The sequence below is a fragment of the Burkholderia sp. AU16741 genome (assembly GCF_002223345.1).
GTDB classification, from domain to species: domain Bacteria; phylum Pseudomonadota; class Gammaproteobacteria; order Burkholderiales; family Burkholderiaceae; genus Burkholderia; species Burkholderia sola.
The window spans coordinates 265,881-279,743 of record NZ_NKEZ01000004.1; the positions used below are offsets into that span (position 1 = coordinate 265,881).

16 protein-coding genes are annotated in these 13,863 nt (G+C 70.8%); 8 read left to right on the plus strand and 8 right to left on the minus strand.

Going from position 1 to position 13,863, the window contains the following annotated elements; genetic code table 11:
• Window positions 1-116 precede the first annotated feature (116 nt).
• The 4 genes from CFB89_RS12665 (at window position 117) to panD (ending at window position 2,716) form a co-directional block, all read left to right on the plus strand.
• Complete coding sequence (locus tag CFB89_RS12665; protein WP_006478107.1) at window positions 117-305, plus strand: DUF3460 family protein; 189 nt, start codon at window positions 117-119, stop codon at window positions 303-305.
• Between the two features lie 4 nt (window positions 306-309).
• Window positions 310-1,182, plus strand: coding sequence for a ScpA family protein (locus tag CFB89_RS12670; RefSeq protein WP_089468184.1), 873 nt, complete (start codon window positions 310-312; stop codon window positions 1,180-1,182).
• A gap of 263 nt (window positions 1,183-1,445) precedes the next feature.
• Window positions 1,446-2,285, plus strand: a complete 840-nt coding sequence (gene panC / locus CFB89_RS12675; RefSeq protein ID WP_089468271.1) for a pantoate--beta-alanine ligase — start codon at window positions 1,446-1,448, stop codon at window positions 2,283-2,285.
• Between the two features lie 44 nt (window positions 2,286-2,329).
• Entirely contained in the window at window positions 2,330-2,716 is a 387-nt protein-coding gene (gene panD / locus CFB89_RS12680) for an aspartate 1-decarboxylase (protein WP_006484038.1), read from the plus strand.
• 138 nt (window positions 2,717-2,854) lie between these two features.
• Here the strand turns inward: panD and CFB89_RS12685 are convergent, their stop codons facing one another.
• The 3 genes from CFB89_RS12685 to CFB89_RS12695 all read right to left on the minus strand — a co-directional run bounded on the left by CFB89_RS12685 (window position 2,855) and on the right by CFB89_RS12695 (window position 5,935).
• The gene (locus tag CFB89_RS12685) at window positions 2,855-3,514 is read right to left on the minus strand and encodes a ParA family protein (protein ID WP_089468185.1); all 660 of its coding nucleotides are present in this window, start codon (window positions 3,512-3,514) and stop codon (window positions 2,855-2,857) included.
• 148 nt (window positions 3,515-3,662) lie between these two features.
• A complete protein-coding gene (locus tag CFB89_RS12690) occupies window positions 3,663-4,076 on the minus strand; it encodes a DoxX family protein (RefSeq protein ID WP_089468186.1) in 414 nt (137 codons plus the stop codon).
• 356 nt (window positions 4,077-4,432) lie between these two features.
• On the minus strand, window positions 4,433-5,935 hold the full coding sequence (locus CFB89_RS12695; protein WP_089468187.1) for a cobyric acid synthase: 1,503 nt from the start codon (window positions 5,933-5,935) through the stop codon (window positions 4,433-4,435).
• A gap of 74 nt (window positions 5,936-6,009) precedes the next feature.
• Between CFB89_RS12695 and cobU the strand changes: the two genes are divergently transcribed.
• The 4 genes from cobU to CFB89_RS12715 are packed head-to-tail and all read left to right on the plus strand — an operon-like array spanning window position 6,010 to window position 9,428.
• Window positions 6,010-6,564 (plus strand): bifunctional adenosylcobinamide kinase/adenosylcobinamide-phosphate guanylyltransferase, encoded by a 555-nt coding sequence (cobU, locus tag CFB89_RS12700; RefSeq protein ID WP_089468188.1) that lies wholly within the window; start codon window positions 6,010-6,012, stop codon window positions 6,562-6,564.
• Window positions 6,558-7,502, plus strand: a complete 945-nt coding sequence (gene cbiB, locus CFB89_RS12705) for an adenosylcobinamide-phosphate synthase CbiB (protein ID WP_089468189.1) — start codon at window positions 6,558-6,560, stop codon at window positions 7,500-7,502. Before cobU ends, cbiB begins: the two co-directional genes overlap by 7 nt.
• A complete protein-coding gene (gene cobD, locus CFB89_RS12710) occupies window positions 7,495-8,514 on the plus strand; it encodes a threonine-phosphate decarboxylase CobD (RefSeq protein WP_089468190.1) in 1,020 nt (339 codons plus the stop codon). Before cbiB ends, cobD begins: the two co-directional genes overlap by 8 nt.
• Window positions 8,511-9,428 carry a cobalamin-binding protein gene (locus tag CFB89_RS12715; RefSeq protein WP_089468191.1) on the plus strand — a complete coding sequence of 306 codons (918 nt, stop codon included), beginning with the start codon at window positions 8,511-8,513 and terminating at the stop codon, window positions 9,426-9,428. Before cobD ends, CFB89_RS12715 begins: the two co-directional genes overlap by 4 nt.
• 96 nt (window positions 9,429-9,524) lie before the next feature.
• On the opposite strand, the gene cobC is transcribed toward CFB89_RS12715, so the two are convergent.
• The 5 genes from cobC to CFB89_RS12740 all read right to left on the minus strand — a co-directional run bounded on the left by cobC (window position 9,525) and on the right by CFB89_RS12740 (window position 13,790).
• Window positions 9,525-10,109, minus strand: coding sequence for an alpha-ribazole phosphatase (cobC, locus tag CFB89_RS12720; protein WP_089468192.1), 585 nt, complete (start codon window positions 10,107-10,109; stop codon window positions 9,525-9,527).
• The gene (locus CFB89_RS12725; protein ID WP_089468272.1) at window positions 10,094-10,846 is read right to left on the minus strand and encodes an adenosylcobinamide-GDP ribazoletransferase; all 753 of its coding nucleotides are present in this window, start codon (window positions 10,844-10,846) and stop codon (window positions 10,094-10,096) included. The genes cobC and CFB89_RS12725 overlap by 16 nt, the downstream gene beginning before the upstream one ends.
• Window positions 10,847-10,859: 13 nt before the next feature.
• The gene (cobT, locus tag CFB89_RS12730; RefSeq protein ID WP_089468193.1) at window positions 10,860-11,915 is read right to left on the minus strand and encodes a nicotinate-nucleotide--dimethylbenzimidazole phosphoribosyltransferase; all 1,056 of its coding nucleotides are present in this window, start codon (window positions 11,913-11,915) and stop codon (window positions 10,860-10,862) included.
• Window positions 11,916-11,976: 61 nt separating this feature from the next.
• On the minus strand, window positions 11,977-12,795 hold the full coding sequence (locus CFB89_RS12735; protein WP_089468194.1) for an ABC transporter ATP-binding protein: 819 nt from the start codon (window positions 12,793-12,795) through the stop codon (window positions 11,977-11,979).
• Window positions 12,792-13,790: an iron ABC transporter permease gene (locus tag CFB89_RS12740; RefSeq protein ID WP_089468273.1), complete on the minus strand. Its 999-nt coding sequence runs from the start codon at window positions 13,788-13,790 to the stop codon at window positions 12,792-12,794. Before CFB89_RS12740 ends, CFB89_RS12735 begins: the two co-directional genes overlap by 4 nt.
• Window positions 13,791-13,863 lie beyond the last annotated feature (73 nt).

A 13,863-nucleotide genomic window follows, 5' to 3' on the forward strand; every position in this document is an offset into this window, starting at 1 on the left:
AGCGCCGGCCCGCGGATTCGACGCGCGATTGGCGCCGGCTGTTCCCCGCGATGCGGTAAAATCCCGCCATCGAGAATCCGGCGCATCGTGCGCCGCCCGAAACGGAAGATCCAGCCATGCCGTACCAGTCCGACGTCACGCAGTTCCTGAACCAGCTCAAGCAGCAGAAGCCGACGCTCGAGGAAGAGCAACGCAAGGGCCGTTCCCTGCTGTGGGACAAGCAGCCGATCGATCTCGAAGAGCGCGCCGAGCAGCAGGAATCGCGCGTGAAGCAAACGTCGTACGTCTACTACCAGAACTTCTGACGACGTGAGCGCCGCCGACGAGGCCAACGCCGCCCGGCAGGACGACGCGATCGCCGCGCCCGCGGGTGCCGATTCGACGCCCGACACGGTCGACGGTGTCGCGGCGTTCGCTCGCCTGTACGGCGAGCCGCTGTTCAAGCTGCCGCAGGATCTCTACATCCCGCCCGACGCGCTCGAGGTGTTCCTCGAGACGTTCGAAGGCCCGCTCGACCTGCTGCTGTACCTGATCCGCAAGCAGAACTTCAACGTGCTCGACATCCCGATGGCGCAGGTCACCGCGCAATATCTCGGCTACGTCGATCAAATCCGCACGTCGAACCTCGAGCTCGCGGCCGAGTACCTGCTGATGGCCGCGATGCTGATCGAGATCAAGTCGCGGATGCTGCTGCCGGTGAAGAAGGCCGACACCGGCGAGGAAGCCGAGGATCCGCGCGCCGAACTCGTGCGCCGGCTGCTCGAGTACGAGCAGATGAAGCTTGCCGCGCAACGGCTCGACCAGTTGCCGCAGCTCGGCCGCGATTTCCTGCGCGCCGAGGTGTACATCGAGCAAAGCGTCACGCCGCGCTTTCCCGACGTGAATTCGGACGACCTGCGCGCCGCGTGGGCCGACGTGCTCAAGCGCGCGAAGCTCGTCCAGCACCACAAGATCTCCCGCGAGGAGCTGTCGGTGCGCGAACACATGAGCCTGATCCTGCGCCGGCTGCAGAACGCGCGCTTCATGGAATTCGCCGACCTGTTCGACACGTCGCGCGGCGTGCCGGTCGTCGTCGTGAACTTCATCGCGATGCTCGAACTCGCGCGTGAATCGCTGCTCGAGATCACCCAGGCCGAACCGTTCGCGCCGATCTACGTGCGTCTCGCGTACCTGCCCGCGTAAGGGCCCGCCCCCGCCGCTTCCCGTTCCACGGTTCGCTCCGACGCTCGTCGCTTCGTCGCGGCGAATGGCCGTCCGGCGGGTGTCCGCCACGTCCCACTATAAAGTGAACGATCGTTCTTTTATCGATGCGTCGCGCGGCCAAATCCTCTACAATCCGCCGACGCCCGATGCGCCGCCCGCGCGCACCGGCGTTCTCCGCTTCGACCCCGATGCCGCTGCCGCGGCGTCAACGCGCGCCTGCGCGAGGAACCCGCTACCCGATCATGAAAGTCATCAGCTCGATCCAGGAACTGCGCGACCAGCTGCGCGGACAGAACCGCACGGCGTTCGTGCCGACGATGGGCAACCTGCACGAAGGGCACCTGTCGCTGATGCGCCTCGCGCGCCAGCACGGCGACCCGGTCGTGGCGAGCATCTTCGTCAACCGGCTGCAATTCGGCCCGAACGAGGATTTCGACAAGTACCCGCGCACGCTCCAGGACGACATCGAGAAGTTGCAGCAGGAAAACGTGTACGTGCTGTTCGCGCCGACCGAGCGCGACATGTACCCCGAGCCGCAGGAGTACCGCGTGCTGCCGCCGGACGATCTGGGCGGGATTCTCGAAGGCGAGTTTCGCCCGGGCTTCTTCGCCGGCGTGTGCACGGTCGTCACCAAGCTGATGTCCTGCGTGCAGCCGCGCGTCGCCGTGTTCGGCAAGAAGGACTACCAGCAACTGATGATCGTGCGCCGGATGTGCCAGCAGCTCGCGCTGCCGGTCGAGATCATCGCGGCCGAGACCGTGCGCGACGAGGACGGCCTCGCGCTGTCGTCGCGCAACCGCTACCTGACGACCGACGAGCGCAAGGAAGCGCCGGAGCTCGCGAAAACGCTGCAGCGGGTGCGCGACAGCGTGCTCGGCGGCGAACGCGATCTCGGCAAGCTCGAGCAGCACGCGCACACGCACCTGGCCGAACGCGGCTGGCAGCCCGACTACATCGCGATCCGCCGCCGCGCGAACCTGATCGCGCCGAGCGCCGCCGAACTCGAAGCCGGCGAGCCGCTCGTCGTGCTCGCGGCCGCGAAGCTCGGCGCGACGCGCCTCATCGACAACCTGGAAATCTGACGCGCGGCCCGCCCGCGCCTCTCACGACGCATCACGGAGACCCCATGCAGCGCCACATGCTCAAATCGAAGATCCACCGTGCGGCGGTCACGCACTGCGAACTGCACTACGAAGGTTCGTGCGCGATCGACGAAGACCTGCTCGAAGCGGCGGGCCTCATCGAAAACGAACGGATCGACATCTGGAACATCAACAACGGCGAGCGCTTCTCGACGTACGCGATCAAGGGCGAGCGCGGCAGCGGGATGATCTCGCTGAACGGCTCGGCCGCGCGCCGCGCGCAGCTCGGCGACCTCGTGATCATCGCGGCGTTCGCGATGGTCGACGAAGCCGAACTGCAGGCCGGCTGGAAGCCGAAGCTCGTGTTCATCGACGAAGGCAACAAGATCAAGGGCCACCGCGATCACGTGCCGACGCAGAACTGGACGTAAGCCGAGCGGCACGCTCGCGTGCCGGCGCGCGCGGGTGCCGCGACTCCGCTCGCTGCAGAAGGGCCGGATGCCGTATGCCACGGGATCCGGCCCTTTCTTATCGGGTCCCGGGTATCGCGCCGGCCGGACGGCGGCCGCTCAGGACGCCTTGACGGCCTTCTCGCCCTTCTGCACGCGACGCTCGGCCCATTCGACGATCGGCCGCCACTGTTCGAGATCCTTCTCCACGCGGCTTTTCGCGACATCCCACAGCGTCAGGCCGTGCGCGGCGATCTGCACGTAATTCTGCGTATCGCGCACGTAGCCGAGCACCGGCAGGCCGAGCCCTTCGACGAAGCGGTGCAACTGGTCGGACGAGCGCGTGCGCGCGTCGACCCGCATCCCGACGATCCCGACCTCGACGCTGCCCTTGCGCACGGCCTTCTCGCCGGCGAGGCGTTCCAGAAACTGCTGGGTCGCGAGAATATCGAACATCGACGGCTGCAGCGGCACGATCACCTTGTCGGCCAGTTGCAGCGCGACGTTGAGCCGCGTGCCGTGCAGGCCGGCCGGCGTATCGATCACCGCATATTCGAGCCCGCGCGGCGGCTTCGACGGCGCCTCCGCATCGAGCTCCCACGCCTCGATCGCCGGCAAGCCGGCCGGCCGCAGGTCGAGCCACGCATGCGCGGACTGCTGCCGGTCCAGGTCGGCCAGCGCGACCCATGCGCCCTGCGCCGCGAAATAGCCGGCTAGATTGGTGGACAGCGTGCTCTTGCCCACGCCGCCCTTCGGATTCGCCACCACGATGACCGTCATGAATTCCCCCCGAAAATGCCGCGCGGCGCCGGCCGCATGGCAGGCGCCGCTCGATTGCGGATACAGGGAGCGATGATATCGGCAAACCGGGGGTCACCGGAACCGGTGGTGTGGAACCATGCAGCCCTTTCGTCTGCTTTCCTTCGGATTACGCACGCTGGAGGGTGGCCTCCCGCGCGCCGAGCGCGAACGCGCCGCCGCCCAGCAGCGCCTGGACGGCCAGCGTAACGGCCCAGAACGCCGGATATTCCCAGCCGCCGTGCGGCGACGCGAAACTCCAGCCGTTCGGCAGATGCGCGGCGACCGCGCCGAGCATGAACGGCAGCAGCACCAGCGCGGCGACGCGCACGCGGAACCCCGCGAGCAGCGCGAGGCCGCCCGCCAGTTCGACGAACGTGGTCAGGTACGCGAGCCAGCCCGGCAGGCCGATCGACGCGAAGAACTGCGCGGTGCCCGGCAGCGTGAAGACGAATATTTTCTGTGCGACGTGCGCGAGGTACAGCACGCCGAGGGCGACGCGCAGCAGCGTCGCGGCGAAATCGTTCAGGCGGTTGGCGTTCATGACGAATTCCTTCGTGAGTGGAGGGGAATGGATCGCACTCTATTCGAATCGATTCGGCCGATAAACGCGCCAGCCCGCTTAAATTGATTCTCCTTTGGAATTAATAGACGCAAAAAAGGGCATGACCCATCATGCCCTGCGTCCGGCTCAGTGACCGCTCTTGCCTTGCGTGGCGTCGCCGCCGGACTGGCCGCCGCCCGGCGCATACGAATCGCACGCATGCGCGGCCGCCGATGCGCCCAGTAACACCGCGAGCAGGACGTCCCCACCACCATCGAGCCCTCCTTCGGGCGGACTTCCGCCCTCCTCGGTTGTATGCGATCGGGCAGAAAAAGCGAGGGCCGACCGACGCGGCCTCAACGAAACTCGGCGTACAGCGCGTCGAGGTCGAGGTGCTCGGCGAACGTGTCGGCCAGCTGCTCGAGCGACGCCTCGCGCAGCGCCGGGTAGTCGATGCGGGCCGCGCCGTCGAGCCCGGCCCACGCGAGCAGCGCCGCGCAAGCGTCGGGCGCGTCGAACAACCCGTGCACGTAGGTCGCGAGGATCTGGTCATCGGCCGACCTCGCGCCGTCGGGACGCACGCCGTCCCGCGCGGCATCGGCGGCCAGCGTCAGCGCGGGCGTCGCGAGCGCCGGCCCGCGTGTGTCGCCCATGTGGATCTCGTAGCCGCGCACGGCCGCCGCGCCCGGCAGCGCGAGTTGCCCGGTCACGTTCTTCAGCGTCTTGTCGGGCTGCAGCGTCGTGTCGAAATCGAGCAGCCCGAGCCCCGGCACGCTGCCGGGCGCGCCTTCGAGGCCGAGCGGATCGTCGAGCGTGCGCCCGAGCATCTGCATGCCGCCGCAGATGCCGATCACCTTGCCGCCGTAGCGCAGATGGCGCCGGATCAGCGCGTCCCAGCCGGCGTCGCGCAGCCACGCGAGGTCGCGCTGCACGCTCTTCGAACCGGGCAGGATCAGCAGGTCGGCGTCGGGCACGGGGCCGCTCTTCCAGTACGTGAATTCGACCTGCGGATGCGCGCGCAGCGGATCGAAATCGGTGTGGTTGCTGATGCGCGGCAGCGCGGGCACGACGACGCGCAACACGCCGGCATCGCCGCGGGCGGCGGCGCTGCGCGCCTGTGCGGGCAGCATGTCCTCGGCGTCGAGCAGCAGCCCGTGCAGATACGGCAGCACGCCGAACACCGGCTTGCCCGTCCGCGCGCGCAGCCAGTCGAGCCCCGGTTCGAGCAGCTTGAGATCGCCGCGGAAGCGGTTGATCACGAAGCCGCGCACGCGCGCGCGCTCGCTGTCCGACAGGCAGGCGAGCGTGCCGACCAGATGCGCGAACACGCCGCCGCGATCGATGTCGGCGACGAGCACGACCGGGCAGTCGACGCGCTCGGCAAAGCCCATGTTCGCGATGTCGCCGTCGCGCAGGTTGATCTCGGCCGGGCTGCCGGCGCCTTCGACGATCACCGTGTCGTAACCGGCGCGCAGGCGCGCATACGACTCGAGCACCGCATCGAACGCGACCGGCTTGTAGTCGTGATACGCCCGCGCGTCGAGGTTCATGCGCGCCTTGCCGTGAATGATCACCTGCGCGCCGCGGTCGCTCGTCGGCTTCAGCAGCACCGGATTGAAATCCGTATGCGGCGCGACGCCGGCGGCCAGCGCCTGCAACGCCTGCGCGCGGCCGATCTCGCCGCCGTCGACCGTCACCGCGCTGTTGAGCGCCATGTTCTGCGGCTTGAACGGCGCGACGCGCGCGCCGCCGCGGCGCGCGAGGCGGCACAGGCCCGCGACGAGCGTGCTCTTGCCCGCGTCGGACGTCGTGCCCTGGATCATCAGCGTGCCGCGCGGCCGCGGCTCGGGTGCATTCATCGTGTGAAAGGTGTCGCGAGGCAAAGGCGGCATTATCGCCCGCGCCGGGTCGCCCGCGCCGTTACAATCACGCGATGATTCCGCACGACCTCACCTTCGTCCTCGGCGGCGCGCGCTCGGGCAAGAGCGCGCATGCCGAGCGGCTCGCCGCCGACAGCGGCCGCCCCGTCACCTATATCGCGACCGCGACCGCCGCCGATGCCGAATTCGCGCAGCGCATCGCGCATCACCGCGCGCGCCGGCCGGCCGACTGGGGGTTCGCCGACGCACCCGTCGATCTCGCGGGCACGCTCGCGCGCCTCGACGATCCGCACGCGTGCCTGCTCGTCGACTGCCTGACGCTGTGGCTCACGAACCTGCTGTGCCCGGCCGACGGCGCGCCGCTCGACGACGCACAATACGCGACGCACGTCGAGCGGCTCGAGCATGCGCTGCGCGGCGCGCGTGCGAAGGTGATCGTCGTCAGCAACGAAATCGGGCTCGGCGTCGTGCCGCTCGGGTCGGTCACGCGCCGCTACGTCGACGAGCTCGGCCGCCTGAACCAGCGCGTCGCCGCGCTCGCGACACGCGTCACGCTGCTGGTTGCCGGGCTGCCGCTCGACCTCAAGGCGGGCGCGCCGTCATGCTGATGCTGTCGCTGCCCGTCGTCGCGATGCTCGCGGTCGCGGCCGCGATCGTCGACCGCGCCATCGGCGAGCCGGCCGGCTGGCATCCGCTCGTCGCGTTCGGCCGCTTCGCCGCGCGCATCGAAGCCGCAATGAACACCGGCCGGCGCGGTCGCGTGAACGGCGTCGCCGCGTGGCTCGCGGCGGTCGTGCCGCCGGTGGCCATCGCGGCATGCCTCGTCGCCGTGCTGCCGTGGCCGTTCGCGGCGGCGCTGCACGTCGCGCTGCTGTGGTTCGCGCTCGGCGCGAAGAGCCTCGCCGACCACGTCGCGCCGATCGCCGCCGCGCTGCTGCGGCGCGACCTCGACGCGGCGCGCACGCTGACCGCGCGCATCGTGTCGCGCGACACGAGCCACGCGGACGAAGGCGCGCTGTCGCGCGCGGCCGTCGAATCGGCGCTCGAAAACGGCAACGACGCGATCTTCGGCGCGCTCTTCTGGTTCATCGTCGCGGGCGGCCCCGGCGCGTTGCTGTTCCGGCTCGCGAATACGCTCGACGCGATGTGGGGCTATCGCACGCCGCGCTTCCTGACCTTCGGCTGGGCCGCCGCGCGCATCGACGACGCGCTGAACTGGGTGCCCGCGCGCCTCACCGCCGCGAGCTACGCGCTGCTCGGCGACACGGCCGCCGCGTGGCGCTGCTGGCGCACGCAGGCGCGCCACTGGGACAGCCCGAACGCAGGCCCCGTGATGGCCGCGGGCGCCGGCAGCCTGAACGTGCAGCTCGGCGGCCCGGCCGTCTATCACGGCGAGATCGAGGATCGGCCGGTGCTCGGCATCGGCGCCCCGGCCACCGCCCTTCACATCGTCGCCGCGCTGTCGCTCGTCACGCGCACGCTCGCGCTGTGGCTCGCGCTGCTGATCGCGAGCGGCGCACTCGCCATGGCCACCCATCATGTCTGATTCATCCATCGCGCACGGCGGCAACCTGCATGAGGCCGCCCGCCGCCACGGCATTCCGTATGACGCATGGCTCGACCTGTCGACCGGCATCAATCCGGTCGGCTACCCGGTTCCGCCCGTGCCGGCCGACGCCTGGCGCCGGTTGCCCGACGACGGCGACGGCCTCGCGGCCTGCGCCGCGCAGTATTACCGCGCGCCCGACGCCGCGCACGTGCTGCCGGTCGCCGGCAGCCAGGCCGCGATCCGCGCGTTGCCGGCGTTGCTGCCGGCCGGCGACGCCGGCGTCGCACCGCTCGCATACGGGGAATACGCGCCCGCGTTCGCGCGCCACGGCCATCGCGTCGTCGCGCTCGACATCCGCGCGAATACGCTGCCCGCGACGCTGCGCCACGTCATCGTCGGAAATCCGAATAATCCGACCGCCGAGTTCCTGCCGACCGAACGCCTGCTCGGCTGGCACGCGCAACTGGCGGCACGCGGCGGCACGATGATCGTCGACGAAGCGTTCGCCGATACGGGCGCGACGCCGTCGCTCGCGCCGCAGGTCGATCGCGCGGGGCTCGTCGTGCTGCGCTCGGTCGGCAAGTTCTTCGGGCTCGCCGGCATTCGCGCGGGCTTCGTGCTCGCGCATCCCGCGCTGATCGCCGCGCTGCGCGACAGGCTCGGCGCATGGACGGTCAGCGGCCCCGCGCGCCACGCGGTCGCCGCGGCGTTCGCCGACCGTGCGTGGCAGGCCGCCGCGCGCGAACGGCTCGCGGCCGACCGCGAGCGGCTGGCCGCGCTGCTGCGTATGCACGGCTTCGCGGTGCGCGCGACGCCGCTGTTCAGTTGGACCGACGATCCGCGCGCCGCGGCGCTGCATGCGGCGCTCGCGGCACGCGGGGTCTGGACGCGGTACTTCCCGACGCCGTCGAGCGTGCGCATCGGCCTGCCCGGCAGCGAAGCCGAATGGCGGCGCCTCGGTGATGCGCTTGCGCATTGCGTGCCATTGCTGCCGCGGGCCTCCGCATGAGTGCACGCCTGTTCCGCCGATTCGCACCGGTCTCGCTGCTGGCCGCGCTCGCTCACGCACCGCTCGTCCACGCCGACGTCACGACACGCGACGACGCCGGCCATACCGTCACGCTGCCCGCGCCCGCGCAGCGCGTGATCAGCCTCGCGCCGCACGCGACCGAGCTCGTCTACGCGGCCGGCGGCGGCGCGAAGCTCGTCGGCACCGTCACGTACAGCGACTATCCGCCCGCCGCGCAAGCGGTGCCGCGCGTCGGCGACAACAAGGCGCTCGATCTCGAACGCATCGCCGCGCTGAAGCCCGACCTGATCGTCGTGTGGCGGCACGGCAACGCCGAGCGGCAGACCGATGCGCTGCGCGCACTGCACATCCCGCTGTTCTTCAGCGAGCCGAAGCATCTCGACGACGTGTCGTCGTCGTTGCGCCGGCTCGGCACGCTGCTGGGCACGCAACCGGCCGCCGACGCTGCCGCGGCCGCCTTTACGCGTGACATCGCGACACTGCGCGCACGCTACGCGGCTCGCCCGCCCGTCACGATGTTCTTCCAGGTGTGGGATCGCCCGCTGACGACGCTCAACGGCACGCACCTGATCAACGAAGTGTTCGAACTCTGCGGCGGCCGCAACGTGTTCGCGTCGCTCAAGCCGCTCGCGCCGACCGTGACCGACGAGGCGGTGCTCGCGGCCAATCCGGAGGCGATCGTGACGACGAGTGCCGGCGCGACCCGTTCGAACGAACCGCTGCCGAGCCTCGCGCGCTGGCGCGCGTGGCCCGCGCTGACGGCCGTGGCGCGCAACAACCTGTTCGCGATCGATGGCGATCTGCTGACGCGGCCGTCGCCGCGGATCGCGCAAGGCGCGGCCGCGCTATGCGAGGATCTGGATGCCGCCCGTGCGCGACGGCCGGCGCACTGATTTCCGGCGGCCGTCGCGTTCATCGCGCACTCATACCGAATGCGTCCGGTGCTCGGCTCCGTGCGCCGCGTCGTTCACATGCAGACGCAAGTGCGCCTATGCGTCCCAATGCACGACTTCCCACGTTCGCGCGGCGTCCTCGCTGCGCAGCCACACCACCCCACCCGTCAGCACCGGCCGCGACAGCAACGTGTCGAGCGGCACGCGCAACACATGCGACGCGAATGCGCGGATCACACCCGCATGCGTGACGATCCATTGCGGCCCGTCGAGCTTCACAACCGCATCGGCCCGCCGCGCCACCCGCGCGACGAAGCGCTCGACGCTTTCTCCGCCGTGCGCGCACGCATGCATCAGGTCGGCCGCCCACGCATCGAGCGCCGCGCGGTCGATATCGTCCCAGCGCTGCATTTCCCACGCGCCGAAATCCATTTCCTGCCAGTCGTCATCGCGCAGCAGCGGTACGTCGAACGCCCGCGCGAGCCGTTCGGCAACCGACGCGCAGCGCGTCAGCGGGCTCGTCCACACCCGTTCGGGCAACGGCGCATCCAAGTCCGCCAAATGCGCACGCACGGCCTGCGCACTGCGATCGGCCGATTCGGCTAGCGGCACGTCGCTGCGCCCGTAGCAGACGCCCGGCTCGATGCCGACGGCCGGATGACGGATCAGGACGACGTCCATCCGAGCACCACCAGATAGATCGCCAGTTCGCCCAGTTGCTGCGCGAAGCCGAGACAGTCGCCCGTATAACCGCCGATCCGCTTCACGAAATAGCGCGCCAGGCATGCGCGCACGAGCACGAGCGCCACGCATGCGGCAACGCCCATGCGCCAATCCGGCCAGAACAGCCACGGCAGTCCGAACACCGCCGCGACGCCCGCCGCGCGTGCGCCCATCCGTTGCGCGACCGGCTTCGCCTTGCCTTCGGGCCGCACGTAGTCGAGCGTCGTCAGCAGGCTCACCGCCATCGCACGGCTCGCCGCGTGCGCGGCGATCATCGTCCATGCGGCGCGCAGCGGCAGCATCGACGCCAGCGCCTGCCATTTCAAGCCGAGCGCGACGACGAGCGCGACCGCGCCGAACGTGCCGATCCGCGAATCGTGCATGATGCGCAGCACGTCGTCGCGCGTGTAGCCGCCGCCGAACGCATCGCAACTGTCGGCAAGGCCGTCTTCGTGGAACGCGCCGGTCGCGAGCAGCGTCGCAGCCATCGACAGCCCCACCGCGATCGATGGCGGCAGCGCGCGCAGCGCGACGAGATAGACGAGCGCTCCCCATGCGCCGACGCACGCGCCGACGAGCGGAAAATAGCGCGCGGCCTGGTCGAGGTCGCCGGCCGCGTAGCCGATCGCGCGCGGCACGGGCACGCGCGTGAAATAGCCGAGCGCGACGAAGAAGTAGTGCAGTTCGGCCCGCATGCCGCGCGCGCGCTCAGGCGTCACGATCGTCGACGCCGGCGGATTCGAAGCTCGCCATCTCGCTGAGGAACGCGGCCGCCGCGCGCACCAGCGGCAGCGCGAGCGCGGCGCCCGTGCCTTCGCCGAGCCGCAGGTCGAGCGCGAGCAGCGGTTTCGCGCCGAAATGCTCGAGCATGCGCCGGTGGCCGGCCTCGTGCGACGTATGCGAGAACACGCAATAGTCGCGCACGCCGGGCGCGAGGCGCTCGGCGACGAGCAGCGCGGCGGTCGCGATGAAGCCGTCGACGAGGATCGTCATCCGCTCGCTCGCGGCCGCGAGGTACGCGCCCGTCATCATCGCGATCTCGAAGCCGCCGAACGTCGCGAGCACGTCGAGCGGCGCGATCGCGTGCGAGTGCTTGGCGAGCGCGCGGCCGAGCACCGCGCGCTTGTGCGCGAGGCCCTGATCGTCGAGGCCCGTGCCGCGGCCGACGCATGCGTCGATCGGTACGTCGAGCAACCGGCTCATCAGGCACGCGGCCGACGACGTGTTCGCGATCCCCATCTCGCCGAAGCCGATCACGTTCGTGCCGAGCGACGCGTGCAGGCGGACGCGCGCCGCGCCCGCGGCCAGCGCCGTCATCGCTTCTTCACGCGTCATCGCCGGTTCCGCCGCGAAGTTGCGCGTGCCGCGCGCGACCGGCAGCGACACCAGCCGGTCCGACAGCGGCAGCGGCGACGCGACGCCCGCATCGACGATCTCGAGCGTGCTCTGCGCGACGCCCGAAAACGCGTTGATCGCCGCGCCGCCGGCGAGGAAGTTCGCGACCATCTGCGCCGTCACCGCCTGCGGATAAGGGCTGACGCCCTCGGCCGCGATCCCGTGATCGCCCGCGAACACGATCGTCACGGGACGCTGCACGCCCGGCCGCTCGGTGCGCTGGATCAGGCCGATCTGCAGCGCGAGCGCCTCGAGCTGGCCGAGGCTGCCGGGCGGCTTGGTCTTGTGGTCGATCACGTGCTGCAGGCGCGTGCGCAGCGCGTCGTCGAGCGGCGCGATCGCGGGCGGGAATTGGGTCGAAATGGTCATCGGGAAGCCGTGTGGTGGGGGCGGCGTGCGCCGCGCATCGGAAAATTCGGAACGGGAAAGATCATTGTCGCGCGGGCCACGCCGGCAGCAGCGCATCGCGGCCGTTCTCGCGGATCAGCACGAGCGGATAGCCGAACGCGTCGCTCGCGCGCTCCGGCGTCAGCACGTCGTGCACGAGGCCGGCCCACGCACGGCCGCGGCCGTCGAGCAACAGCGCATGCGTCGTGAAACGCCGTGCGAGATTCAGGTCGTGACACGAAAACATCACCGTGCGCGGGCCTGCCGCGAGCCAGGCGGCCAGCGCCGTCAGGCAGTCGATCTGGTGATGCAGGTCGAGATGCGCGAGCGGTTCGTCGAGCAGCATCAACGGCGCATCCTGGCACAGCGTCGCGGCCAGCGCGACCCGCTGCCGCTCGCCGCCCGACAGCGACATCACGTCGCGCGACGCGAGCAGGCTCAGGTCGAACGTCGCGAGCGCATCGCGCGCGGCCGCGCGGTCGCCGTCGCGCTCCCACCCCCAGCCGCCGAGATACGGAAAGCGGCTGAGCAGCACCGTGTCGAACACGGTCGCGCTGAACGCATCGTGCAATTGCTGCGGCATCAGTGCGCGGCGCTGCGCGAGGTGTTCGGGGCGCCACGCGGCAAGCGGCCGGCCGTCGATCTCGACGTGTCCCGCGGCGGGCGGCTGCAGTCCCGCGAGCGTCGCGAGCAGCGTCGTCTTGCCCGCGCCGTTCGGCCCGGCGACGCACCAGATCTCGCCGGGGCGGAACACCTGCGTGAAGTGGTCGAGCAGCGTGCGCGCGCCGGCCTTGAGCGTCAGGTCGACGGCCATGTAGCGCATGTCGCCGGCGGCGGCATTCCGTACTGCGGCGCCCGTCATCGCATCGGCCTCCTCAGCAGCATCCACAGGAACGTCGGCACGCCGATCAACGCGGTCATGACGCCGACCGGCAATTGCGCGGGCGCGATCGCGGTGCGCGCGAGCAGGTCGGCCGCCATCACGCCGCCGCCGCCCGCGAGCATCGCGGCCGGCAGCAGCATCCGCTGGTCGTTGCCGAACGCGAGCCGCAACGCATGCGGCACGACGAGGCCGACGAAACCGATCGTCCCGGCCGTCGTGACCGCGGCCGCGGCGGCCAGCGACGCGACGAGATAGATCCGCACGCGCAGGCGCGCGACCGGCACGCCGAGCGCGAGCGCGCTCGCGTCGCCGCGCAGCAGCACGTTCAGTTGCGGCGCGGCCGGCAACGCGACGCCTGCGCTCAGCAGCAGCGCGCCCCACGCGAACCACGGCGCCGTCGCGCCGTTCAGGTCGCCCGTCAGCCAGAAGATGATGCCGCGCAACCGCGCGTCGGGCGCGAGCGACAGCAACAGCGTGACGAGCGCGCCCCACCCCGCCGCGATCACGACGCCCGTGAGCAGCAGCCGCGGCGACGCGTCGCGCGATTCGCCGCGCCACAGCTCCCGCCTCGCGAGACCGAGCACCAGCGCGACCGATACGAGCGAACCGGCGAACGCGGATGCGTCGACGAGCCACCACGCGCCGCCCGCGATCATCGCGACGAGCGCGAAACCGGCCGCACCGCCCGACACGCCCAGCACGTACGGCTCCGCGAGCGGATTGCGCAGCAGCACCTGCAACAACGCGCCGGCCAGCGCGAGCAGCGCGCCGCACGCGAAACCCGCGAGCGCGCGCGGCAGGCGCAGCGTGCGCACGATATCGGCGAACAGGGTGTCGCCGCCGTGCGGCACGAGCGATGCGAGTGCTTGCCACGGCGACATCGGCACGCTGCCGATCGACAGCGACGCGACGAACAGCAGCGCGACCACGGCGCCCAGCGCGGCCCAGATGACGCCGGCGCGCGCGGCGTTCATGCCGCGCACGGCCGCACGCACGACGCGCGGCGCATCCGCTGGCGGTAGCCGGCCGCGCGCGACATGGGCGCGT

Coding starts and splice junctions, on each gene's coding strand:
- panC (WP_089468271.1), top strand. CDS start 1,446: ATGAAAGTCATCAGCTCGATCCAGGAACTGCGCGACCAGCTGCGCGGA.
- panD (WP_006484038.1), top strand. CDS start 2,330: ATGCAGCGCCACATGCTCAAATCGAAGATCCACCGTGCGGCGGTCACG.
- cobT (WP_089468193.1), bottom strand. CDS start 11,915: ATGACCATTTCGACCCAATTCCCGCCCGCGATCGCGCCGCTCGACGAC.
- CFB89_RS12665 (WP_006478107.1), top strand. CDS start 117: ATGCCGTACCAGTCCGACGTCACGCAGTTCCTGAACCAGCTCAAGCAG.
- CFB89_RS12735 (WP_089468194.1), bottom strand. CDS start 12,795: ATGACGGGCGCCGCAGTACGGAATGCCGCCGCCGGCGACATGCGCTAC.
- CFB89_RS12740 (WP_089468273.1), bottom strand. CDS start 13,790: ATGAACGCCGCGCGCGCCGGCGTCATCTGGGCCGCGCTGGGCGCCGTG.
- cobD (WP_089468190.1), top strand. CDS start 7,495: ATGTCTGATTCATCCATCGCGCACGGCGGCAACCTGCATGAGGCCGCC.
- cbiB (WP_089468189.1), top strand. CDS start 6,558: ATGCTGATGCTGTCGCTGCCCGTCGTCGCGATGCTCGCGGTCGCGGCC.
- CFB89_RS12695 (WP_089468187.1), bottom strand. CDS start 5,935: ATGAATGCACCCGAGCCGCGGCCGCGCGGCACGCTGATGATCCAGGGC.
- cobC (WP_089468192.1), bottom strand. CDS start 10,109: ATGGACGTCGTCCTGATCCGTCATCCGGCCGTCGGCATCGAGCCGGGC.
- CFB89_RS12685 (WP_089468185.1), bottom strand. CDS start 3,514: ATGACGGTCATCGTGGTGGCGAATCCGAAGGGCGGCGTGGGCAAGAGC.
- CFB89_RS12715 (WP_089468191.1), top strand. CDS start 8,511: ATGAGTGCACGCCTGTTCCGCCGATTCGCACCGGTCTCGCTGCTGGCC.
- CFB89_RS12690 (WP_089468186.1), bottom strand. CDS start 4,076: ATGAACGCCAACCGCCTGAACGATTTCGCCGCGACGCTGCTGCGCGTC.
- CFB89_RS12725 (WP_089468272.1), bottom strand. CDS start 10,846: ATGCGGGCCGAACTGCACTACTTCTTCGTCGCGCTCGGCTATTTCACG.
- cobU (WP_089468188.1), top strand. CDS start 6,010: ATGATTCCGCACGACCTCACCTTCGTCCTCGGCGGCGCGCGCTCGGGC.